Source organism: Phycicoccus sp. (genome assembly GCF_035325325.1).
Classification (GTDB): Bacteria; Actinomycetota; Actinomycetes; order Actinomycetales; family Dermatophilaceae; genus Phycicoccus.
The window spans coordinates 1-22373 of the sequence record NZ_DAOLAC010000036.1; the positions used below are offsets into that span (position 1 = coordinate 1).

The 22373-nt window shown below is 71.9% G+C and carries 23 protein-coding genes; 10 read left to right on the forward strand and 13 right to left on the reverse strand.

The genetic code is table 11. The features are described from left to right. The 4 genes from PKA89_RS16750 to PKA89_RS16765 all read left to right on the forward strand — a co-directional run. On the forward strand, positions 1 to 469 hold a 469-nt coding region (locus tag PKA89_RS16750), incomplete at its 5' end, for a sugar ABC transporter permease (protein WP_324421373.1). Continuing rightward, positions 466 to 1290 (forward strand): carbohydrate ABC transporter permease, encoded by an 825-nt coding sequence (locus PKA89_RS16755; protein ID WP_324421376.1) that lies wholly within the window; start codon positions 466 to 468, stop codon positions 1288 to 1290. The genes PKA89_RS16750 and PKA89_RS16755, both read left to right, overlap by 4 nt. Next, a complete protein-coding gene (locus PKA89_RS16760) occupies positions 1287 to 2276 on the forward strand; it encodes a Gfo/Idh/MocA family oxidoreductase (RefSeq protein ID WP_324421378.1) in 990 nt (329 codons plus the stop codon). Before PKA89_RS16755 ends, PKA89_RS16760 begins: the two co-directional genes overlap by 4 nt. Beyond that, positions 2273 to 3295 carry a Gfo/Idh/MocA family oxidoreductase gene (locus PKA89_RS16765; protein WP_324421380.1) on the forward strand — a complete coding sequence of 341 codons (1023 nt, stop codon included), beginning with the start codon at positions 2273 to 2275 and terminating at the stop codon, positions 3293 to 3295. The genes PKA89_RS16760 and PKA89_RS16765 overlap by 4 nt, the downstream gene beginning before the upstream one ends. A 16-nt stretch (positions 3296 to 3311) precedes the next feature. Here PKA89_RS16765 and PKA89_RS16770 read toward each other — a convergent pair whose 3' ends face one another. The 4 genes from PKA89_RS16770 to PKA89_RS16785 all read right to left on the reverse strand — a co-directional run bounded on the left by PKA89_RS16770 (position 3312) and on the right by PKA89_RS16785 (position 6570). Continuing rightward, positions 3312 to 4184, reverse strand: a complete 873-nt coding sequence (locus PKA89_RS16770; RefSeq protein ID WP_324421382.1) for an amino acid ABC transporter permease — start codon at positions 4182 to 4184, stop codon at positions 3312 to 3314. Next, the gene (locus PKA89_RS16775) at positions 4181 to 4846 is read right to left on the reverse strand and encodes an amino acid ABC transporter permease (protein ID WP_324421384.1); all 666 of its coding nucleotides are present in this window, start codon (positions 4844 to 4846) and stop codon (positions 4181 to 4183) included. Before PKA89_RS16775 ends, PKA89_RS16770 begins: the two co-directional genes overlap by 4 nt. An 87-nt stretch (positions 4847 to 4933) precedes the next feature. Beyond that, complete coding sequence (locus tag PKA89_RS16780; protein WP_324421386.1) at positions 4934 to 5773, reverse strand: glutamate ABC transporter substrate-binding protein; 840 nt, start codon at positions 5771 to 5773, stop codon at positions 4934 to 4936. Positions 5774 to 5841: 68 nt separating this feature from the next. Continuing rightward, the gene (locus PKA89_RS16785; protein WP_324421444.1) at positions 5842 to 6570 is read right to left on the reverse strand and encodes an amino acid ABC transporter ATP-binding protein; all 729 of its coding nucleotides are present in this window, start codon (positions 6568 to 6570) and stop codon (positions 5842 to 5844) included. Positions 6571 to 6834: 264 nt separating this feature from the next. Between PKA89_RS16785 and PKA89_RS16790 the strand changes: the two genes are divergently transcribed. Next, positions 6835 to 8241 (forward strand): FAD-dependent oxidoreductase, encoded by a 1407-nt coding sequence (locus PKA89_RS16790; RefSeq protein WP_324421388.1) that lies wholly within the window; start codon positions 6835 to 6837, stop codon positions 8239 to 8241. Positions 8242 to 8267: 26 nt separating this feature from the next. Here the strand turns inward: PKA89_RS16790 and PKA89_RS16795 are convergent, their stop codons facing one another. Then, on the reverse strand, positions 8268 to 8633 hold the full coding sequence (locus tag PKA89_RS16795) for a hypothetical protein (RefSeq protein WP_324421390.1): 366 nt from the start codon (positions 8631 to 8633) through the stop codon (positions 8268 to 8270). Positions 8634 to 8881: 248 nt separating this feature from the next. Between PKA89_RS16795 and PKA89_RS16800 the strand changes: the two genes are divergently transcribed. Next, a complete protein-coding gene (locus tag PKA89_RS16800; RefSeq protein WP_324421392.1) occupies positions 8882 to 10945 on the forward strand; it encodes a transglycosylase domain-containing protein in 2064 nt (687 codons plus the stop codon). Positions 10946 to 10983: 38 nt separating this feature from the next. Then, a complete protein-coding gene (locus tag PKA89_RS16805; protein WP_324421393.1) occupies positions 10984 to 11406 on the forward strand; it encodes a hypothetical protein in 423 nt (140 codons plus the stop codon). 27 nt (positions 11407 to 11433) lie between these two features. Here PKA89_RS16805 and PKA89_RS16810 read toward each other — a convergent pair whose 3' ends face one another. The 4 genes from PKA89_RS16810 to PKA89_RS16825 form a co-directional block, all read right to left on the reverse strand. Then, entirely contained in the window at positions 11434 to 12222 is a 789-nt protein-coding gene (locus PKA89_RS16810; protein WP_324421446.1) for a sigma-70 family RNA polymerase sigma factor, read from the reverse strand. 149 nt (positions 12223 to 12371) lie between these two features. Further along, the gene (locus PKA89_RS16815) at positions 12372 to 13286 is read right to left on the reverse strand and encodes an ABC transporter permease (protein ID WP_324421394.1); all 915 of its coding nucleotides are present in this window, start codon (positions 13284 to 13286) and stop codon (positions 12372 to 12374) included. A 367-nt stretch (positions 13287 to 13653) separates the two neighbouring features. Beyond that, complete coding sequence (locus PKA89_RS16820; protein ID WP_324421395.1) at positions 13654 to 14415, reverse strand: ATP-binding cassette domain-containing protein; 762 nt, start codon at positions 14413 to 14415, stop codon at positions 13654 to 13656. Between the two features lies 1 nt (position 14416). After that, on the reverse strand, positions 14417 to 15496 hold the full coding sequence (locus tag PKA89_RS16825) for a substrate-binding domain-containing protein (RefSeq protein WP_324421396.1): 1080 nt from the start codon (positions 15494 to 15496) through the stop codon (positions 14417 to 14419). A gap of 838 nt (positions 15497 to 16334) precedes the next feature. Between PKA89_RS16825 and PKA89_RS16830 the strand changes: the two genes are divergently transcribed. The 3 genes from PKA89_RS16830 to PKA89_RS16840 all read left to right on the forward strand — a co-directional run bounded on the left by PKA89_RS16830 (position 16335) and on the right by PKA89_RS16840 (position 17752). Then, complete coding sequence (locus PKA89_RS16830; protein WP_324421397.1) at positions 16335 to 16826, forward strand: hypothetical protein; 492 nt, start codon at positions 16335 to 16337, stop codon at positions 16824 to 16826. Positions 16827 to 16916: 90 nt separating this feature from the next. Beyond that, entirely contained in the window at positions 16917 to 17252 is a 336-nt protein-coding gene (locus tag PKA89_RS16835) for a hypothetical protein (RefSeq protein WP_324421398.1), read from the forward strand. Beyond that, positions 17249 to 17752: a hypothetical protein gene (locus PKA89_RS16840; protein ID WP_324421399.1), complete on the forward strand. Its 504-nt coding sequence runs from the start codon at positions 17249 to 17251 to the stop codon at positions 17750 to 17752. Before PKA89_RS16835 ends, PKA89_RS16840 begins: the two co-directional genes overlap by 4 nt. Here PKA89_RS16840 and PKA89_RS16845 read toward each other — a convergent pair. From PKA89_RS16845 to PKA89_RS16860, 4 genes are all read right to left on the reverse strand, one after another. Further along, positions 17706 to 18335 carry an HIRAN domain-containing protein gene (locus PKA89_RS16845; protein ID WP_324421400.1) on the reverse strand — a complete coding sequence of 210 codons (630 nt, stop codon included), beginning with the start codon at positions 18333 to 18335 and terminating at the stop codon, positions 17706 to 17708. The genes PKA89_RS16840 and PKA89_RS16845 overlap by 47 nt on opposite strands. Before the next feature lie 33 nt (positions 18336 to 18368). After that, the gene (locus PKA89_RS16850; protein WP_324421401.1) at positions 18369 to 19061 is read right to left on the reverse strand and encodes a hypothetical protein; all 693 of its coding nucleotides are present in this window, start codon (positions 19059 to 19061) and stop codon (positions 18369 to 18371) included. Between the two features lie 61 nt (positions 19062 to 19122). After that, positions 19123 to 21981, reverse strand: coding sequence for a phage tail tape measure protein (locus PKA89_RS16855; protein WP_324421402.1), 2859 nt, complete (start codon positions 21979 to 21981; stop codon positions 19123 to 19125). Beyond that, complete coding sequence (locus tag PKA89_RS16860) at positions 21978 to 22229, reverse strand: hypothetical protein (RefSeq protein ID WP_324421403.1); 252 nt, start codon at positions 22227 to 22229, stop codon at positions 21978 to 21980. The genes PKA89_RS16855 and PKA89_RS16860 overlap by 4 nt, the downstream gene beginning before the upstream one ends. Positions 22230 to 22373: the final 144 nt, after the last annotated feature.

Below are 22373 nucleotides of genomic sequence, written 5' to 3' on the forward strand. Positions count from 1 at the left end.
GATCCTGCGAGCCGTGGGGCTCGGCGGGGTCACCCAGGCGTGGCTCGGCAGCTTCACCCTCGCGCTGCCGGCGGTCGGGCTCATCGGGTCGTGGGCCCTCACCGGGCTCTGCCTCGTGCTCTTCCTCAGCGGGATGCAGAAGATCGACGGCACCCTGTACGAGGCGGCCCGCCTCGACGGCGCGGGTGCGGTGCGCGAGTTCTTCGCGGTCACCCTCCCGGCGCTGCGCGGCGAGGTCGCCGTCGCGCTCACCATCACCGTCGTCGCGGCCCTGGCCAGCTTCGACATCGTCTTCGTGACCACGAACGGGTCGCCGGGCGACACGACGACCGTGCCGGGCCTGCTCGTCTACCGGCTCGCGTTCACCAACGGCCAGGTGGGCCTCGCTTCCGCCCTCGCCGTGACGCTCACCGTGCTGATCGTCGGCGCGGTCGGTGTCATCCAGCGCCTCATGCGGGAGCCGGAGTGAGCGGCGGCCGGCGGGTCGAGGCGACGACCACCTACGCGATCCTCGCGGTGATGTCGGTCGTCACCCTGCTGCCGTTCGTCAGCATCGTCCTCGCCTCGCTCAACCCGCCGGGCACCCTCGTGTCGGGGATGGCGGTCCCGACCCACCTCAGCCTCGAGAGCTTCCGGGAGGCGTGGACGACGGCCTCCTTCGGGCGCCTGCTGTGGTCGAGCACGAAGATCTGCCTCGCCGTCGTCCCGATCTCGGTCGTCTGCGCGACCCTCGCCGGCTACGCGCTCGGCACCCTGCGGGTCCCCGGCGCCGGCTGGATCTTCGGGGGTTTCCTCCTCGGGCTCACCCTCCCGGTCGAGCTCATCGTCATCCCGCTCTACTTCGACCTGCGCGCGGTGGGGCTGACCAACTCGGCGTGGGGCGTCATCCTCGCCGAGGCCGGGCTCTTCATGCCGTTCGGGATCTTCTGGATGCGCACCCACTTCCGCTCGATGCCGCGCGAGCTCGTCGAGGCGGCCCAGATCGACGGCGCGAGCTCGTTCGCCGTGCTGCGCCGCGTGCTGCTGCCCGTCTCGGTGCCGGCGCTGTCGACGATGGCCGTGCTCTTCTTCATGTGGTCGTGGAACCAGTTCCTCCTCGTGCTCATCCTCATCCAGGACCCGTCCGCCCGCACCGCCCCGGCGGGTCTCGGGTTCTTCGTCGGCCAGTACTCCAGCGACGTCCCGGTGCTCGCCGCCGGCACCCTCGTCGTCATCCTCCCGATCCTGGTGGTGTACCTCGTGTTCCAGCGCAAGTTCATCAGCGGCATGCTGCAGGGGGCGGTCAAGTGACGCCCGAGCCCTGGCCGCGTCCGACGGTCGGCGTCGTCGGCGCCGGGGGCATCGCCGCGCCGCACCTCGAGGCGTGGCGGCACCTGGGCGCCCGGTTGCTCGTCCACTCGCAGGACGGCGCGGAGGCGGCGGCGGCGCGCGTCGGTGCCGAGGTCGTGCCCTCCCTCGACGCACTGCTCGAGGCGTGCGACCTCGTCGACGTCTGTACCCCAACCCACACCCACCAGGACATCGTCCTGCGCGCCGCGGCGGCCGGGCGGGACGTCGTCTGCGAGAAGCCGCTCAGCCACCGGTACGAGGAGGCGGTGGCGATGATCGACGCGTGCGAGGCGGCCGGCGTGCAGCTGCACCCCGGCCAGGTGGTGCGCTACTTCCCGGAGTACGCGACGGCCCGCGAGCTCGTGGCGTCCGGCCGGATCGGGGCGCCCGCGGTCCTCCGGCTGACCCGTCGCGGTGCCCGCCCCGAGCGGTCGTGGTTCGCCGACGACGCGCGCTCGGGCGGCATCCTCGTCGACCAGATGATCCACGACTTCGACTTCGCCCGGTGGGTGGCCGGCGAGGTGGTCCAGGTCTTCGCCGCCGTCGCCGGTGCCGAGCCCGGCCCGACCGTCGCGACCGCCGTCCTCACCCACGCCGATGGTGCTCTCACCCACGTCCTCGGCGGCTGGGGCCATCCGCACGAGCGGTTCCGGACGACGTTCTCCGTCGCCGGGGCGACCGGCTTGCTGCGGCACGCGAGCGAGGGGACCGAGGGCCTGCGGCTCGACCTCCCCGAGGCCGGTGCGGGCGGCGAGCTGCTCCCGGGGGGCAGCGGGGCGAGCGTGCCGTTCGTCGCCGAGCTCGCCGAGTTCGCCGCCGCCCGGGCGGGCGGTCCGGCGCCCCGGGTGAGTGCCGCCGACAGCCTCGCCGCGCTGGAGATCGCGCTCGCCGCCCGCCGCTCGGCCGAGGTCGGTGAGCCGGTGCGGCTCGCGGGGGTCCCGGCATGAGGCCGCTGCGGGTCGGGCTGGCCTCCTTCGCCCACGTCCACGCCGCCGGGTACGCGCGGCTGCTGGCGGCCCGCCCCGACGTCGAGCTCGTGGCCGCCGACCCCGACGGCCGCACGCCGGGCGAGGACCAGGCGCGGGGGGCCGAGCTCGCGGCCGCCCTCGGGGTCCGGCACGTCGACGGCTACGACGAGCTCTTCGCCGAGGGGCTCGACGCGGTCGTCGTGTGCACCGAGAACGCGCGGCACCGGCCGGTCGTCGAGCAGGCTGCCGCCGCGGGCGTGCACGTGCTCTGCGAGAAGCCGCTCGCGACGACCCTCGAGGACGCCGTGGCGATGCAGGAGGCGTGCGAGCGGGCCGGCGTCCACCTCGTGACGGCCTACCCGGTGCGCTTCCACCCGGGCTTCCGCGAGCTGCGCGAGCGGGTCCGGCGCGGCGACGTCGGTCGCGTGCTCGCCGTCACCGGCACGAACAACGGTCAGGCGCCGATCGCGTCCCGGCGCTGGTTCGTCGACGCGGAGCTGGCCGGCGGTGGAGCCCTCATGGACCACACCGTCCACCTCGCCGACCTCCTCGACGACCTGTTCGACGACCGGCCGGACAGCGTCTACGCCCAGGTCAACCGGGTCGTCCACGCCGACGAGGTCGACGTCGAGACCGGTGGGCTGGTGGCCCTCACCTACCCCGACGGCCTCGTCGCCACCATCGACTGCAGCTGGAGCGCGCCGGCCAGCTACCCCGGCTGGGGCGGGCTGACCCTGGCCGTCGAGGGGGAGCGCGGCAGCATCGCGCTCGACGCCTTCTCCGAGCGGGTCGAGGTGTACGACGACCGGGTCGGCGGGCTGCGCTGGGAGCCGGTCGGGGTCGACCTCGACGCCCTGATGCTCGAGGACTTCCTCGCCACGGTCCGGGACGAGGGCGCCCCCCGGCGCGACGGCGGCGTCGGCCGGCGCACGTTGGAGGGCGTCCGCGCGGCCTATGCGTCGGCCGCGACCGGCCGGGCCGTCCCGCTGGGGGACTGACCCGCCCGCCTCGGCGTCAGCCCTCGGCGGCGGCGGTGACGGGCAGCGGCGCCGCCCCGCCGCCCCCGCGCTGACGACGCTTGACCCGGCCCTCGACGAAGCCGGCGACCTTGGTCAGGGTGTAGTTGATGAGGATGTAGACCAGGGCGACGACGAGGTAGGCCTGCACGGTGTTGGCGTACCCGGAGCCGAGGGTCTTGGCCGCCGTGAGCAGCTCGGGGTAGAGGACGATCGTGCCGAGCGCGGTGTCCTTGAGGATGACGACGAGCTGGCCGATGAGGGCCGGCAGCATCGCCCGCAACGCCTGGGGCAGCTGGATCGAGCGCATGGTCTGACCGGGGGAGAGCCCGATCGACAGGCCCGCCTCCGCCTGACCCGCGGGCAGCGAGTGCACCCCGGAGCGGACGAGCTCGGCGATGACCGAGCCGTTGTAGAGGGTGAGGCCGAGGACGACGGCGGCGAGGGGGGCGTACTGGTTCGGCAGCCAGGTCGCGGTGGCGAACCAGCCGAAGAAGAAGAACACCATCATGAGCAGCACCGGCACCGAGCGGAAGAACTCGACGACGACGCCGCTCACCCACCGCACCCACGTGAGGTGCGAGAGCCGGCCCATCCCGAAGACGAGGCCGTAGGCACCGGCGAGGACCATCGAGATCAGGGCCGCCTTGATCGTCTCCCAGAGGCCGGGCAGGAGGTAGTCGCTCCACACCGCGGAGTCGGTGACGAACGGGCTCCACTGGTAGCCCTGCAGCTGGTTGCGCTCGGACATCTTGCTGTAGACGAGCCAGAGCCCACCGAGCAGGAGGAGGACACCGACACCGGTGAGGACGTTGTGCCGCAACCGGGCCCGTGGTCCCGGGGCGTCGAAGAGGACGTTCTCGGTGCTCATCGCTTCACCGCCAGCCGCCGGGACAGGCTCGTGATGCCGACGCCGAGGGGGAGGGTGAGGATGACGAAGCCGAGCGCGAAGATGAAGAAGGTCGGCAGGCTCGCCCCCTCGTTCTCGGTGATCTGGGCGAGGAGCCCGGCCGACTCGGCGGTGCCGAGGATGACCGCGGCGACCGTCGTGTTCTTGATGAGCGCGATGAGCGTCGACCCGAGGGGGGCCACCGCTCCACGGAAGGCCTGGGGCAGCAGCACCTCCCGCAGTGACTGCCCGAAGGTGAGCCCGATGGAGCGGGCGGCCTCCGCCTGGCCCGCGGGGATGGTGTTGACGCCGCTGCGCAGGGCCTCGCACACGAACGCGGCGTGGTAGACGGCGAGCATCACCACCGCCCACCAGTACGCGTTGCGGCTCGCCTCCTGGGAGAACGGGATCTGGAGGATGTAGGTGATGCCGAGGATGCTGAAGAGCATGAGCAGGGTGAGCGGCGTGTTGCGCACGGTGTTCACGTAGAACGACCCGAGGAACCGCAGGACGCCGACGGGTGAGACCCGGAAGACGGCGAGGACGGTGCCGAGGACGAGCGCACCGACGGCGGAGAGCACCGACAGCTGGATCGTCACCCAGAAGGCACCGAGGATGTCGTAGTTGCTGAGGATGTCGCCCATCGGGGCACCTTTCGGCCGGGGCGGGGCCCGTCCCCGGTGATGCCGCCCACCCGAGGGGCGGACGGCATCACCGGGTCCGGGGCGCGGTCAGGAGCAGGCGTCCGGGGTGGGCGGGTTGCCCGCCGGCGGCTTGTAGCCGGCCGGCCCGAGGTTCGCGTCGACGATCTTCTGCCACTCGCCGTCGTCGATCATCTTCTTGATCGCGTCGGTCACCTTCTGGCAGAGGGCCGTGTCGCCCTTCTTGAGGCCTATGCCGTAGCGCTCCTCGGAGAACGGCTGGCCGACGACCTTGAGCTTGCCCTTGTACTGGTCCTGGGCGGCGTAGCCGGCGAGGATCGTGTCGTCGGTGGTCAGGGCGTCGACGCCGTTGGAGACCAGCGCGGCGACGCACTCGGAGTAGGTGCCGAACTCCTGGAGGTTGACCCCGGGCACCTTGTCCTTGACCTTCTGCGCGGACGTCGACCCGGTGACCGAGCACAGCTTCTTGCCGTCGAGGGTGTCCGGGCCGGTGATCGAGGAGTCGTCGGCCCGGACGAGCAGGTCCTGGCCGGCGACGAAGTACGGCCCGGCGAAGGAGACCTTCTCCTTGCGCGAGTCGGTGATCGAGTACGTCGCGACGACGAGGTCGACCTGGCCGGTGGAGATGAGGGTCTCGCGCTGGGCGCTGGGCGCCTGGACCCACTGGATGTCGCCCGCCTCGTGCCCGAGCTGCTTGGCGACGTACGTCGCGACGTCGACGTCCATCCCGGTGTAGTCGTTGCCCTTCTTGAGGCCGAGACCGGGCTGGTCGAACTTGATGCCGATCTTGATGCCGTTGCTGCCGCCGCCGCTCCCGCTGCCGCCGCCGTCGTCGCTGCTGCCACAGGCGCCGAGTCCGAGCGCGAGCGCCGCCGTGGCCGCGACCGCACCCCATCGTCGTGTCGTCATGTGCTGGTTCCTCCCTGTCGTGCCGGAGCCCTCGTGACCGGGCGCCGGCGTGGTGGGTCCCTCGTGGGTCAGTGGGTGAGGATCTTCCCGAGGAAGTCCTTGGCGCGGTCGCTCCGCGGGTTCGTGAAGAACTCCTCGGGCGTGCCCTCCTCGACGACCTGGCCGTCCGAGAGGAACACGACGCGGTTGGCCGCCTTGCGGGCGAAGCCCATCTCGTGGGTGACGACGATCATCGTCATCCCGCTCTTCGCGAGCTCGACCATGACGTCGAGCACCTCGTTGATCATCTCCGGGTCGAGCGCCGAGGTCGGCTCGTCGAAGAGCATCACCTTGGGGTCCATCGCGAGCGAGCGGGCGATGGCGACGCGCTGCTGCTGGCCGCCGGAGAGCTGCGCCGGGTACTTCTCGGCCTGGTGAGCCACCCCGACCCGCTCGAGGAGCTCGAGGGCGCGCTTCTCGGCCTCGGCCTTCTTCATGCCGCGGACCTTGATCGGCCCGAGGGTGACGTTCTCGAGGATCGTCTTGTGCGCGAAGAGGTTGAAGGACTGGAAGACCATCCCGACGTCGGCGCGCAGCGCGGCGAGCTCCTTGCCCTCCATGGGCAGCTCCTTGCCGTCGATGGTGATCGAGCCGGTCTCGAAGGTCTCGAGCCGGTTGATCGTGCGGCACAGGGTCGACTTCCCCGAGCCGGAGGGCCCGATGAGGATGACGACCTCACCCCGGCCGACCGAGAGGTTGATGTCCTTGAGCACGTGGAGGTCACCGAAGTGCTTGTTGACGTCGGTCATCACGACCAGGGGCTCGCTCATGCATCAGCAACCTAGCGACACAGGTGGCTCTCAGGGAAACGACGGCCCGGGAATCGCACCGGATCGTGACCGAACGGCAACCTCGGCGAGGTCGGCGACGCGGCGCGTGGCCATCCCCGTCGGCCGGCAGCCACGGATCGCGGCGGCAGGAGGACTGGTGACCTTCGGATTCAGGGGGCTTGGGGGAGTGTGGCCGCGAGAACCGTGGACGGACCCTCGCGCCGAAGGACCGGCCTGCGGCAGGATGCGGTCATGCCCGTGTCCCCGTCCGCCGTCCGCGCCTCGCTCGCCGACGCCGTCCCCGACGTCTACTGGACCGACCGGCCCGACCTGCGCCCGGCCGCTCGGCCGCCGCTCACCGGGCACGGCCACCGCGCCGACCTCGTCGTCGTCGGTGGCGGGTTCACCGGGCTGTGGGCCGCCGTGCAGGCCAAGGAGGACGACCCGTCCTGCGACGTCGTCCTCGTCGAGCGCGGGCGGCTCGGCATCGCCGCGTCCGGGCGCAACGGCGGGTTCGTCTCGCCCTCGCTGACCCACGGGTTGGCCCAGGGCGTCGCGTGCTGGCCGGACGAGGTCGAGACCCTCGAGCGGCTGGGGGCCGAGAACATGGCCGGCCTCGCCGCGGCGGTCGAGCGGTACGGCATCGACTGCGACCTGCACGTCCCCGGTGAGATGACCCTCGCGCTCGACGAGCGGCAGGTCGGCACGGTCCGCGAGGCGTACGCGCTGCACCGCGCCCACGGTGTGCCGGTCGAGCTCCTTTCGGGCGAGGAGGCGCGCGCCCGGGTCGACTCCCCGAGCTACCTCGCCGGGATGCACGACCCGACCGTCGGCCTCGTCGACCCCGCCCGGCTGGTCTGGGGCCTCGCCGCGGCCGCCGAGCGGCTCGGGGTGCGGGTGCACGAGGACACCGCCGTCACCTCGCTCGACGCCGACGGCGACGGGGTGCGGGTCGCGACGGAGTGGGGGAGCGTGCACGGCCGGCGGGTCGTCGTCGGCACCGGAGCGTTCCGCGGAGTGCTCAAGCGGCTCGCGCTCTACACGCTGCCGGTCTACGACCACGTCCTCATGACCGAGCCGCTGACCGCCGCGCAGCTCGCGGCGGTCGGCTGGGAGGGCCGCGAGGGGCTGACCGACGCCGGCAACCAGTTCCACTACTACCGGCGCACCCTCGACGACCGGGTCCTCTTCGGGGGCTACGACGCGAACTACCACTTCCCCGGCCGCATCGACCCGCGCCTGGAGCAGTCGGCCTCGCACGACCTGCTCGCCGAGCACTTCCTCGGCATCTTCCCGCAGCTCGAGGGCGTCCGGTTCACCCACCGCTGGGCGGGCGTCATCGACACGACGTCGCGCTTCACGCCCGTCTTCGGCACGGCGCTCGGTGGCCGGCTGGCCTACGCCGTCGGCTACACCGGGCTGGGGGTGGCCTCGACCCGCTTCGGGGCCCGGGTCGCGCTCGACCTCGTCCACGGTCACGACACCGAGGCCACCCGGCTCGGGATGGTCCGTCGCAAGCCGCTCCCGTTCCCGCCCGAGCCGTTGCGGGGGGTCGGCGTGCGGCTGACCCGGGCGAGCCTGGCCGCCGAGGACCGCACCGGCCGCCGCAACCTGTGGCTGCGCGCCATGGACGCCGTCGGCATCGGCTTCGACAGCTGACCTTCGGAGCGCCCGGCCCGCACGGCTCACGTGTAGAAGGTCGTGTCCTTCGACGTCGTCCGGAACGAGAGGTTCATCCAGTACAGGCGGTCCTCGGGGATGGAGAGGTTGCCGGTGCAGTTCGTCGACTTCTTGAAGCCCGCGTCGTTCGCGGTGGCGAAGGTGCCGCCACCCGAGGGGCCGATGCGGGCCGTGGCCATGACGCCCTTGACGTAGCTGCGCACGCAGAGGGTGTCGGTGAGGTCGTCGTACCAGGCCTTGGCGACGACGGTGCCGCTGCCGTTGCGGATCCTCAGGGTCGCGTCGTTGGCGGCGGCGGGGGCTGCCGTGGCGACGGCGATGCCGAGTCCGGCGAGGGTGGCGGCGACGGTCGTGGTCCGAGTGGGTCTCATCCGTCCACCCTGCGGGCCTCGGCTGCGCGGGCGCTGCGATCCCGCTGTGTCGGAGGGGTCGGTGTCGAGTCGGACGCAGGCGATGAGGTCACGACAGCGCCTGTCTCGGTCACAGGTGCCTCACATCCCGTGTCGAGCCGCCGTGCAGCGAGGGGGAGTTCGCTCGGGTCAGAAACGCACGACGGGCGCTCCGGTGTCCTCCGGCACCACGTTCCGTCCCGCCGAGCCGCCCGGAGGACGGAGGACCGATGCGCATCGCCCGAGGGCTCGCCGCACTGCTGGTCGGGTCGATGGCGGTGGGCGTCCTGGCAGCCGCCGCGCTCGCGCCCGGTGCGCTCGCCGCCTCCGTGGCCACCGAGGGGGCCGTCGGTGGCTTCGAAGGGATGCCCGCCACCCTGCCCGCCGACGGGCTCGTCGGCCCGTCGCGCATCCTCGACGCATCGGGGCACCTCATCGCGACCCCCTACTCCGAGGACCGGGTCGTGGTGCCCCTCGACCGGATCGCGCCCATCATGCGCCGAGCCCAGGTGGCCATCGAGGACAGCCGGTTCTACGACCACGGGGCGCTCGACCTGCGCTCCCTCGGGCGGGCACTCGTGGCGACGGCCGACGGCACCATCGAGGGCGCCTCGACGATCACCATGCAGTACGTCAAGCTCGTGCTCGAGTCGGGCGCTCGGGCCGAGGGCGACCCCGCGGCCGAACGGGCCGCCGTCACCCAGCAGGGCATGGCTGGGGTCGCCCGCAAGGTCGACGAGCTGCGGTACGCGATCCGGCTGGAGCGCACCGAGACCAAGGACCAGATCCTCGCCGGCTACCTCAACCTCGCCTACTACGGCGACCACGCGTACGGCGTGCAGGCGGCCGCGGAACGGTACTTCTCGGTGCCGGCGAGCCGCCTCGACTACGTCCAGGCCGCGCTGCTCGCCGGGGGCGTCCGGGCTCCGTCGGCCACCGACCCGCTGGTCCACCCGCAGGCGGCACGCGAACGTCGAGACGTCGTCCTCGAGCGGATGGCGCAGCTCGGCGTCATCACCCCGGAGCAGGCGCGTCGTGGTGAGGCCGTGAGCATCGCCTCGATGCTCCACCCGAGCCGACCGCAGGGCACCTGCGCCGGCTCGCCCGAGCCGTACGAGTGCACCTACGCCCTCGCGTGGCTCGAGCAGGACCCGGCGCTGGGCGGGTCGCCGGCCGCCCGCCTGGCCGCGGTCGACCGCGGCGGCCTGACCATCAGGACCACCTTCCGGCCGGGGCTCTCGGCGTCGGTCCGGTCCGTGCTCGACTCCCGCGTCCCGGTGGGTGACCCGTCAGGGGTGGGCTCGGCGGCGGCAGTGGTGGAGCCTGGGACCGGTCACGTGCTCGCGATCGGGCAGACCAGCCGCTTCTCCGGACCCGGTGCCACCCAGGTGGACTGGGCCGTCGACCGGGCCGACGGCGGGGCGACCTACGGCTTCCAGAGCGGCTCGACCGCGAAGCTCTTCGTCCTCGCCCCGGCGTTCGCCCCGGGAGTCCCCGAGACCGCCACGGTGGACGCCCCCGCCGCCGGGCCGTCGTTCGCCGCGACCGTCACGCCGGCCGAGAACACCGACTCCTGCCGCGGGTGGCCGGACTGGCGGGTCTACAACGACGAGGTGTGGCGCGGCGGCCCGATCTCGCTGTGGCAGGCCACCGCCCAGTCGGTCAACACCGCGTTCGCCGCCCTGACGACGAGGGTGGGACTGTGCCACGTCCTCTCGACGATGCGGGCGCTCGGCGTCCACCAGGGCGACGGCACACCGGTCCCTCCCTACCCGACGGTCGCCCTCGGCGCCGCCAGCGTCTCACCCGTCACGCTGGCCGCCGCGTACGCCGCGGTGGCGTCCGGCGGCACGTGGTGCCGGCCGGTGCCGGTGACCTCGGTGGTCGACGCGACGGGGCGGGCGATCCCCGTTCCCGGTGCCGACTGCCACCGCGCCCTGCGCCCCGCGGTCGCCGCCCAGGTCGCGGACGTGCTCCAGGCGCCGCTGGTCGACCCGCGGGGAACGGCCAGCGGGCTGGGACTGCCCGGCCGGCCTGCGGCGGGCAAGACCGGGACGACCGACAGCCACGCGCAGACGTGGTTCGTCGGCTTCACCCCCCAGCTCTCCACGGCGGTGTGGGTGGGAACGCCGGCCCGGCCCTTCGGCATGACGGACGTGACGATCGGCGGCCGCTTCTACCCCGGCGTCTACGGCTCGAGCATCGCCGCCCCGGACTGGCACGACATCATGACGGCCGCCTCGTCCGGGATGCCGGTGGAGCCGCTGCCGACCGCGGGCGGGGCCCGACGATGACCGGCCGTACCGGCCGTCCGGACAGGGAGGTGAGGAGGATGCGCTCCGTCACGACGAGGACCGCACGGTTCACCACGGTGGTGCTTCTGGGCGCCGGCGGGCTCAGCGCCTGCGGGCTCGCGAACGAGGGCACGGTGTCGGCCGGACGCACCGGCACGGCCGACGCGCAGGTGGTCGTCGACGTGACGACGTCCCCGTCGACCTGCCAGGTCTCGACGGGCTCCTTCGCGCTGCAGCGTGGTGCGGTCGCCTTCGTGGTCCGCAACACGGGCCGGGCCGATGCCTCCTTCTCGTTCCTCGCCGACGGCAACGACTCGATCGGCGAGGTGCCCTCGCTCGCTCCGGGCAGCACTCGCACCCTGCTCGTCGAGGACGTCGTCCCCGGGCCGTACACGGTCGCCTGCAGCACGGACCGCGGGACCGTGCGCCACGACCTCCAGGTCACCGGGGTGGCCGGCTGACCCCGGGTCGTCCCACCGGGGCGGGGGTCAGGCGACCCGCTGCCCCAGGCCCTCGCGCAGCTCGGTGAGCATCCGCCGCAGCATCCTCGAGACCTGCACCTGGCCCATCCCGGTCGCGGCCGCGATCTCGCGCTGGGTGAGCTCCTCGACGAACCGCAGCTCGAGGACCCGCCGCTCGAGGGTGGTCCGCCGGCGGACGAGCTCGACGAGGACCAGGTGCGTCTCGAGGTCGGTGTAGTCGTCACCCTCGACCGGGACCGCGTCGCCGATGGTGCCACCGTCGTGGGCCGGGGACTCGAGGGACACCGGGTGCAGGCCGCTCGAGCAGGAGCGAGCAGCACGGACCTCGTCGATCCCGCAGCCGAGGGCTCGGGCCAGGTCGCCGAGGCTCACGGTGCCGGCGAGGCGCTGCTGGAGGGCCGGCTCGACGGTCCACAGCCGGATCCGCCGCTCCTGCACCGGTCGTGGCGGACGCACCACCCAGGCCTGGTCGCGGTAGTAGTGCAGCAGCTCACCGGTGATGGTCGGGACGGCGAAGGCGACGAACCCGTGCCCACGTCCGACGCGGTAGCGGTCGACGGCCGCGACGAGCGCGGTCCGGGCCACTTGCTGCAGGTCCTCCTCGTCGAGCCCCCCCCGCCAGTACCGGTGCGCGACGGCGTCGGCCACGCCGAGCATCCGCTCGACGATCTCGGCGCGCAGCCGTCGTCGTTCGGACTCCTCCGTGCTGCGGCCGAGCTCCGCGAACAGGCGCTCGACCTGCTCGTCGTTCGAGGTGGTCAACGGTGGTCCGGGGTTGTGTCGGGTCGTCTGCATGGCCACCTGTCGTGTCGTCGGAAGCGGTTGTGGTGCAACAGGATCGGTTGGTATAGACACGTTCTGGATCCTGTGGCCAACGCTAACGAGGCACGCTGGGAGGGCTCTGGACGTTGCCCGCGAACTTCACGCGAGCGGGCTGTGCGCGGTCAGTCCGTTCGGCCCCGCCGGGCGACGGCGTCGATCGTCACGGCCACGAGGAGCACGACCGCCGTGACGACGTACTTCGCGGCGGCGCTGAAGCCGAGCAGGCCCATCCCGTTGTCGATGGCCGCGATGACGAGGCCGCCGAGCACGCCGTGCAGCATCTTCCCGCGACCGCCGAAGAGGCTCGTCCCACCGATGACGGCCCCCGCGACGGCGTAGAGGACGAGCGTGCCCCCGTCGAGGGACGTCGAGATGGAACGCAGCCGGGAGGCGTAGACGACCCCGGCGATCCCGGCCGTGAGGGAGCAGAGGAGGAAGGAGAGCGTGCGGATGCGCGCGAGGCCGATGCCCGCGCGGCGGGCCGCCTCGGCGTTGCCCCCGACCGCGTAGACGTAGAGGCCGAAACGACGCCGCCCGAGCAGCCAGGACCACAGGACGAGCACGGCGAGGACGACGAGGACGACGACGGGCAGGCCGAACACCGGGGCGAGGATGCCGCGGTCCGCGTTGGCGACGAGGACGAGCGCGACGGCCCCGACGAGGGCGCCGCCGATCTTCGCCGCAGTGAGGACGGCCGGGGGAGCGGCCACGCCGGAGGACCGGCGGCGGGCGTCCCGACGCCAGGTGAGGACCCCGTAGACGACGACGCCGGCGAGCGCGACGACCCAGCCCGCGAGCCGTGGGAGGGTGCTGCTGGAGATGCCGTTGACCACGTCGTCCTGGACGAGGATGGAGCCTCCGTTGCCGAGGACGAAGAGCATGACGCCGTTCCAGAACAGCAGCCCGGCGAGCGTGACGACGAACGAGGGCAACCCGATCCGGGTGATGAGGGTGCCCTGGAGGGCACCGATCGCGGCCGTGGCGGCGAGCGCGGCGAGGACGGCTGCCCACCACGGCCAGCCGACCTGTGGCTGCACCAGGGGGCGACGACGACGGCGCCGACCCCGGCGACGAAGCCGACTGACAGGTCGATCTCGCCGAGCAGGAGGACGAAGACCTCGGCCATCGAGAGGAGCGCGTAGACGGCGGCCTGGACGAGGAGGTTGACGAGGTTGCCGGTCGTGAGGAAGTGGCGGTCGAGGCTCTCGAAGATCACCGAGACGAGCAGCAACCCGCCGACGACGGGCAGGACGCCGGTCTCGCCGCCCTTGATCCGTCGCCACCCCAGGGCGACGTACTCGCGGGCCGTCACTGCCTCGGTGGGCCCCGCCAGGACCGTGGCGGTGGGTCCGTCCGGCGGGGTCGGGGTGGCGGCTCGCCGTCCGGTCGCGGTGTCGTGGTCGGTCATCGGGCCACCTCCCGGTCGCTCTGCCCGGTGGTCATGAGGTCGACCACGATGCGCTGGTCGATCTCACCGATCGGGCGCACGTCGACCATGCGGCCCTGGCGCATCACGGCCACCCGGTCGGCCACCTGGAACACGTCGGTCATGTTGTGCGAGATGAGCAGGACGGCGTGGCCTCGGTCGACGAGGGTGCGCACGAGGTCGAGGACCATCCGGGTCTGGGCCACTCCCAGGGCGGCTGTCGGCTCGTCCATGATGACGAGCTTCGACTCCCAGAGAACGGCCTTCGCGATCGCGACCGACTGCCGCTGGCCACCGGACAGGGACGCCACGTGCTGGCGGACCGAGCGCACGGTGGTCACCGCCAGGTCGCGCAGGGTGTCGGTGGCGGCCTGCTCCATCGACAGGTCGTCCAGCTGCCTGCGGCGGAGCCGCTCGCGACCCAGGAACATGTTCTGGACGATGTCGAGGTTGTCGCAGAGGGCGAGGTCCTGGTACACGGTCTGGATGCCGAGGGCGGCCGCGGCGGCGGGGCCGTCGAGCCGGACCGGGCTCCCCTCCCAGATGATCTCGCCGGCGTCCGGGGCGTAGATGCCGGCGATGCACTTGATGAGGGTCGACTTGCCGGCGCCGTTGTCCCCGGCGAGTGCGGTGACCGCACCGCCGGGGACGTCGAGGTCGACGCCCGCGAGCGCCTCCACCGCACCGAAGGTCTTGGTCACCCCGCGCAGCCGGAGGAGCGGCTCGTCGGACGTGCTCACGTCAGCCGATCCCGGCCGCGGTGCAGGCGGCCTTGACCGCCCCGGCGCAGAGCTTGGCCACCGTGACGGTGCCGTCCTTGACGACGGTGTCCTTCATGTTCGCGGGGGTGACCCAGATCGGGGTCGTGTACACGGACTTCACCTCCTGCGAGGTCTTGCTGTCCTTGGTCGTCGAGTTGACGAGCGACGACGGCGGGGTCGCCCCGGCCCGCAGGTAGATCGCCAGGGCGGCGGCCGCCTGCGCCTCGAGGTAGATCGGCTTGTAGACGGTGCCGCACTGGTAGCCGGTCAGCACGTTCTGCAGGCCGGGAAGGGACGCGTCCTGGCCGGTCGTCGGGAAGGTCTTCGGCTTGACGCCGTTGCCCTTGAGGATGGAGATGACCGCGTTGGCGTTGTCGTCGTTCGGGGTGATCGCGGCATTGATGCCGGGGTGGGCCGTCAGCTGCTGCTGGAAGGTCGTCGCGGCCTGCTGGGGGACCCAGGTGCCCGCGGGCTCCCCGGCCTTGGTCCACGCTCCGGAGCTGAACTTGGAGCTGAGCACCCCGTTGTAGCCCTGGGCGAAGAGGGTCGCGTTGTTGTCGGTCGGGTCGCCGTCCATGACGAGGACGTTCGGCTTCGCGACCTTCCAGTCCTGGACGCACTGGACGAGGCCCTGGCCCATGAGCTGGCCGACCTTGACGTTGTCGAAGCTCACGTAGTACCGGTCGTTGGGACCGCCGGTGACGAGCCGGTCGTAGTCGATGACGGCGAGACCGGCGGCCTTGGCCTTGGCCTCGATCGCCGCGCCGCTGCCGGGGTCGAGCGGGTCGACGAGCAGGACGGAGGCACCGGCGTTGATGTCGGCCTCGGCCTGGGTCTGCATCGTCGAGGCGCTGCCGTTGGCGTTGTCGATCTTGAACTGCGCCGAGGTGAGACCGGCCGCCTCGAAGGCCTTCTTGAGGTAGGGGGCGTCGTACTGGACGTAGCGCGTCGACGTCGTGGTGTCGGGCAGGAGGACGCCGACCATCCCCTTGCCCTGCTTCGCGAGGCCGGCGAGCTCCTTCATCATCGAGAAGTCGGCCGTGAAGGCGGAGGCGTCCACCTGTGGCACGGCAGCGGAGGTCGACGTGCTGGGGGACGAACCGGATCCGGTCGCGGCGGAGCCGCACCCGGCGAGGACCGTTCCCGCCGTCGCCGCCACTGCCACGATCGTCACTGCTCGACGCGTCGTCACCATGATGTGTGTCCTTCCCTGGGCTCGAGGCCCGTGCGCCGCGTGCGCCGGGCCTGCTCCGCCACTACCCCAGGGGGCATGGTTGAGACAGGGTGGTCCCGGTCGCGCAGGGCGCGGTTCGACCCTGCTGGTCGAGGCAGCCGCGGGGGCACACGACGAGGCTTCGTGGTCGTTGATCCAGGAGTTGCGTGGGGTCCGTTGCGGGTCATCTCCGGGACGTGGGCGCCGACCTCGATGCGGACGGACCCGTACCTGCGCTCCCGCAGGCGACGTCATCCACGGTTCGAGTGGGGCGTGTCGGGCTTGAACCGACGACCGACGGATTATGAGTCGCTACTCACGCATCCTGACCTGTCGCGCCCGGTATCGATTCGTGCTCAGGAGAGGCCTTCCCGACGTTGGTCGTCCTGGCCTGTTGGGGACCACCCTGCGGGGTGGCGTAGCAGACCGTTAGCAGAAGGAGCGTCATGACGAAGCCCAAGGAGCCACCCCGCTACGAGACCCCGGAGGAGTGGGCGCAACGCGTGCTCGCCGAGCAACGGCCCGCCGCCCCAGCAACTCGTCGACCACATCCGGCGGCTCCGTCGCGAGACCGCCCGGAAGACCGCTGAGGGTACCGAGACCCACAGCTGAATAGCGGCCCCGGCAGGTGCGCCAACACCTTCCGGGGCCTTGGACCGATCACCTGAGATAGAGGAGAACGACCGTGAGGAACAGCATGACGCATGGCACCGAGGCGCCGTTCCGTGTGGGCGACAAGGTGAGCGTTCGGACGGCGAAGACCGCCTGGACGGTGGAGTGGATCAGCCCTTCTGGCGAGTGGCTGAGAGCCAAGTCGCCCGCAGGCATGACGCGCAGCTGGGACTGCGCGCAGCTGCGGCTGGTCGAGCGCGGAGAGGCCGAGTGGACGCACGAGCCCGATGGGAGAGTCACCACGCCGGACGGCAAGGTCATTCGCAGGAGCGACCAGAACTTTGCCGTGGTCACCGAGTGGAGCACGCCCGTGCTCGGCTTCTGGTCCGGGGAGCCTTCCTCGGTGACCGTCGAGCTGGCACGGGACCACGAGATGCAGCGGTTCCTGTTCATCGCTCTGGCCGGTGGCGTCGGCGACGACGACAGGGACCGCAGGGTGGCGCTGGGCAAGCGGGCCGTGCTCGAGCTCGCGGCAACGCTGGCCCTGCTAGCCAACGCGATGTGACTTAGCCGCAGTCCTGCTCGATGTCGACGAGCCGACGGTGCGAACGCGCCTTCGATACCGTGTCGGCACCGAGGGGAAGGAGGCGGCGAGGTGACCGAGGAAGAGCCGAGCATCACCAAGATCGCCACCGAGGCGCTCTATGAAGCCCACTACCGGGAGGACTGGTCCGTCCGACTCGCTGACCTGCGGGACACGGTTCCCGTCGTCCTCGAGGGGATCTTCCTCGCCTGGTTCATCTTCATCGTGGGCGGCGTCGTCCTGGTCGCGTTCTGGGTACTCGGCGCCGGGCTCACAGGGAGCGGATTCCTGATCGGCGCTCTCATGGTCGCCCTTCTCGCGACCGGGTACGTCAGCGCCACCCGGCACCGTCAGGTGCGTCAGCTCACCGAGGCGCTCGAGGCGATCGAGCGCGCCGACAGAGCGTGAGCGACGAAGAGCGGTTCGTTCACTTCGCTGCCACCGCGGCAGTGTCGGCGATCGACCGCTACGTAAACGCCGAAGATGAGGACCGCCTCGATGACGCGGCCGCGGCCGTGTCCGAGGTGCTCTTCTGGTGGGGGATCCTTGCCGAGGCGCCCCCCGCCGACGAGAGCTCAGGTGAGCATGAAGCGGCGCTTCGGTTCGCGCGGAACTGTGCCGCCCATCGTCGCCTGACCACCCGCACTCACGAGGGGCTCCACTGGCCTCGGCAGTGGCCCCTCCGGTGGAACAAGCGGTTGGTCTGGGCCCCCACTACGACAGTCGAGGAGGGGGCGCGGGACCTCCACGCGCCTCGCGTACAGGCTCAACGCGCCGCCTACGAAGCGCATCTCGCGGGAATGGAGGTGCTGTCGGAGTTACTCCGGCTGCGGGAGCACGTCGCAGCCTCCCTGGCCTCTTCTAGCGGCCGTGCACCGGCCGCGGAAGGCCCCGAGGTCGAGGACTGAGCAGGTGCGCCAGGACGGCAGGTGTCGCCGCAACCACCGCGACGGACTCGGTCGGCGTCCCCGGGCCCTCGCCTCTCACGCTGACGGCGTCGAGCTGAAGGCCGGCATCCAGGAGCTTCGCGAGGCGCTTCGCGTGACCCTTGCTGATATAGCCGAGGGTCTCGCCGGCCGGGCTGCGAACCGCCACGGCGTTGGGGTCGTGCTTGTTCTCGGGCTCGCGGACCAGCTGCACTGGGCGGCCGGGGCGCAGGTCTGCGCGGCGGCAGGCGGCGCGGTGGTAGCTCTCTCCGCGCACGTTGTAGGAGTAGACGCCGGCGCGGAAGAGCCGGCGATCGGTCGGACCAACGAGGAGACCGGTCGAGTCCTCGCAGAGTCGAAGGTTCCGCGCGCCGCCGCTGTCGCGGTAGTCGATCAGATGCAGGGGAGGGAAGCCGTCAGGGCCGGGCAGGAAGCGGTCGGGGTCACCGTCGCTGGGGACGTACCAGCTGGGCTGCCGAGATGCTGAGGGGTGCGCCTGCGTGCTCGTCACGGCCGCGACACCCGTCCGGGCATCCCTCTTCTTGAACCTGTCGAGCCACCCCATCGCTCGACGGTAGCCGACCGCCGCCGTTGCGGCTCAGAAGTAGGTCTCGATGATCACGCGGCCCCCTGCGCCGGCCCCGCCCGCGCCTCCCGCGGTCGCGGCGAACGCGCCGGAGCCGCCGCCGCCGTAGCCGGTGGCGTTTGCCCCCGGCGCCTGGGAGGTGCTGACGGCCCCGGGCGGGGACCACGCCGACGACCCGCCCGCGTTCGCGAGGGTGGAGGTGCCGCCGAGGATCCGCCCGGCCGCGCCGCTGCCACCGTTGGCGATGATCGTGCCGCCGGAGCCGGTACCACCTGCGCCGCCCGCGGCTGCCGCCGAGCCGGTCGTCGACGCCCCGCTCCACGACCCGCCCGTGCCGCCGCCGGCCGAGAGCGTCGAGAACGCCGACGCCCCACCGGAGCCGCCCGGGGCGGTGCTGTTGCCGCCCGCGCCGCCCGCGCCGACGGTGACCGTCTCGCTGGACCCGAGGTCTGACGCGGCGAAGATGTGCTCCACGTAGGCACCGCCGCCTCCGCCGCCGCCGGCTGCTTGGCCGGACCCGCTCGAGGCCGAACCACCGCCAGCTCCGCCGCCGACCAGGCGCACTCGGACCCACTTCGCGCCCGCGGGCTTGGTCCAGGTGCCGCTGCTCGTGAACGACTGCACGTCGGGCGGGTCGGACCACGCGAAGGCGTTGTTCAGGCCGGCCCTGCTCGGGGCGGATCCAGATGAGAGGCCACCAGACATCATGTCTCCTTGGTGAGAGAGGTTGTGTTGCAGGAATTGGCTGGCTGGGGGGTGACGGGCATCAGCGGGACCCCCTTCCAGAAGCGATCGCGCGGGCCTGGCCGCTGATACCGGATGCGGTGCCGGAGTGCGCGCCGGCCCGGACCGCGTCGGCGATGGCCACGCCGTTGGAGCGGACCGCGGCGGCGATGGCTGCGACGTCGTCCGGGTGCAGGCGCGTCAGTGGGGCAGGGCCGGCGTAGTGGGAGGCGCCGAAGGAGCGTGCGCCCGACCCGACCTCGCCGCCGCCCGCGAATCGGGGAACGCTTCCGGCCCGGACGGCGGCCCGGAGGGCGTACATCTCGGACTGGCCGCCGAGCTTGGCGACCTCGGCCGCGGTCCAGACGTGCTCGCCGTTGGAGAGCATCGCGGGGATGGAGTCGGACGTGCCGGTGCCGGGCCCGACGATGGCCCCGCCCGTGGCACGTCCGTCGCCGAACTGGCCGGCGTTGACCTTGGTGTTGCCGACCTGGACGGTGCCGACCGTGAGCGTGACGTGCTTGTCCCGGATGTTGTGCAGGTAGTCCTGCGCCTGCTGCAGCCCCGACAGGCCGACCGTCTTGAACGTCGCGACCGTTTGCTTCGACGGCGGGATGGCCAGCACCTGCTCCACGTAGAGCCGTGCCGCCTCCTCGGTCAGGCCCATCCGGCGCGCCGTCTGGTACAGCTCCTCACGCGAGGTCCGCAGCTGGCTGTCGAGCTCCTGCTGGCCGGCTCCGGCCGCCTGCATGGCACCCAGCTGCGCGTTGAGGGCGCTGGCCACGTCGTCCAGGGCGGCCTCGTTCCGCAGACCAGCCTCGGTGTTGGTGTCGAAGCCAGTCTTGTTGTCGTTGAGGGCCTTCCCGTTCTCCTTGAGCGCCTCGGAGATGGCGGCGATGGACTCCTTCACCTTGCGGTTCGCGGCGCGCACGTCGAGCTGCGGCTGGTTGAGGTCGTTGAGGGTCTTGATGAAGTCCTCGGTGGACTGCTTCGCCTGGTCGGTCTCGGTGGTGACCTCGGACATCGAGCTGGCCAGGTCGCTGCCGCTGCCCGCGGCGAGCGTCTGGCCGTTGTTGATCGCGGCCAGCGCCTCCTGGTACTGGGGGAACTTCGCCTTCAGCTCATCGACCGAGATGCCCTGAGCCTCAGCGGCCTTGGCAAACTGGGCGAAGAGTGCCGCGGCCTGATCGGTGTTGCCACCCGAGGCGAGCTGCCCCAGCGCACCATCGAGCTCCTCGAGCCGGCGGGAGGCGTACTCGGTGCTGGACTCGACGTCGACCATGCCGAGCGTGACCGTGGTTAGCAGGGTGTCCATGCCGCTGTTGATGTCGTCGACACGGGTGGGATTGAACGCCCGACTCAGGATCTCCCCGGTGGAGTCCAGCTCGCCCGAAACCAGTGCCGAGCTGTCGGCCGCTTGCTTCAGCATGTCGTCGAAGGCCGACACCGCGTCGGTGGACGCCAGGAGGTCCTTAGTCAGCTGCTCGACGCCGAAGTCTCCGGCCTTGCTGCTGTTGAGCGCGGCCCCCGCGGCGGCCACCGCGGCCAGCGCCACGACTGCCTTGCCGAGGAGCTTGCCGGACTTCTCCGACGACACCCCGAGGGCTTCGATCGTCCGGCGGGCGGCCTGCACCCCTCGGACGGTCTTGATGGCGGCCCCGCTGAAGAGCAGGATGCCCGTCGTCACCGTCGCGATCCTGACGACGGTGGACTGCGTGCTCGGGGACAGGTCGTTGAAGCTGTTCGCGAGGTCGCCGGCCGCCTCCGCGGCAGACGCCACGGTCGGGGCAAGCGCCCCGCCCATCGTGATGGCCGCGTCGTTCGCCTTGTTCTTCGCGATCTCGATGCGGGAGGCCGCGGTCTGGTACCGCTTCTCGGCCTCGGTCGTCAGGGCGTTGTTCTGCTCCCACGCCTGGTTGCCCAGCTGCAGGGAGTTGGAGAGCAGGTCGCCGGCGCCGGCCATCTTCAGCAGCGCGGCGGAGGTCCGGACGTCGGACTGGCCGAGCTCGTCGAGCGTGGTGAAGACGTCGCCGCCGGACTCCTTGATCCGGTTCAGGCCGTTGGTGAAGAGCACCATCGCCTGGGCCGGCGACTCGGTGAACTTCTTCGCGAACTCGTCGGCGCTGACCCCGGCCACGGAGGCGAAGCCCGTGAGGTCCTTCCCGCCCTGCTTGACGGCCTTGCTCATGTCGATGAGGACCTTCGACACGGCCGTGCCGCCGGCCTCGGCCTCGATGCCCACCGACGCCAGGGCATTGGAGATGGCCAGCAGCTCGGGCTCGGTCAGACCGACGATCTTGCCCGCGCCGGCGATGCGGGAGGCCATCTGGACGATGTCCCGCTCGGTCGAGGCGCCGTTGTTGCCGAGCGCGACGAGGGTCGACCCGAACTTTCGGACGCCCGCGGCGCCCTCGCGCTCGAGCAGGCCGGTGACGTTGCCGATCTGCGCGATCGCGGTGGCGGCCTCGTCGGACGAGAGGTTCGTCGACTCCGAGAGGTCGACCATCGTCTTGGTGAAGCCGAGGATGTCCTTCTGCTTCACCCCGAGCTGGCCGGCCGCCTCCGCGACGCCTGCGATCTCCTCGGCCGACGCCGGCAGCTGCTTGGACAGGCCCCGCAGGCCCTGCTCGAGCTGCGCCATCTGCTCGGGCGTGCCGTCGACGGTCTTGGTGACGCCCGTCCAGGCGGTCTCCCAGTCGATGGCGGCCTTGGTGACCAGGCCGAGCCCTGCGGCGCCGACGAGCCCGGCGCGGGTAAGAGTGGTGCCGACCTTGTCGAGCTCTTGCCCCGCCTTGACGACCTTCTTCGCGGAGGTCTCGACGTCGTCGCCGAGGCCCTTCATGTCGCGTCGGGCCTGCGCGATCGCGACCTCTACCCTGACGCGCACGGAACGGTCGCTCACAGCGCCCGCCGCCCCTCGCCGCGAAGGAGGTTGTCCGACGCGGCCATCTTGACCACGTCGGCGAGCCCCCTCAGGACCTCGCGCGCCTCGACCGGCGTGTCAGCGTCGTCAGCAAGGGCGTCGTCGAGCCACCGCGAGACGGCGGCCGCGTCGCTCGCTGGGAGCTGCGCGGCCGCCGCGCCGAGGCGGACGAGCGCTCGCCGAGACAGGAACGGCAGCCGCTCGAAGCGCTTCGTCTCGTCAGCCACGGCCCCTCCCGGTGGTGTGAGGGGTGGCGGTGGGCGCAGGACCGTCGTCGGCACCCGCCGCGGCGGGCAAGGAGTGCGCCGGAGGAAGCGCCACCTCGGGACCTTCGCTCCGGCGGGACCTCGTTGCCCCGCCGGTGGCGTTGA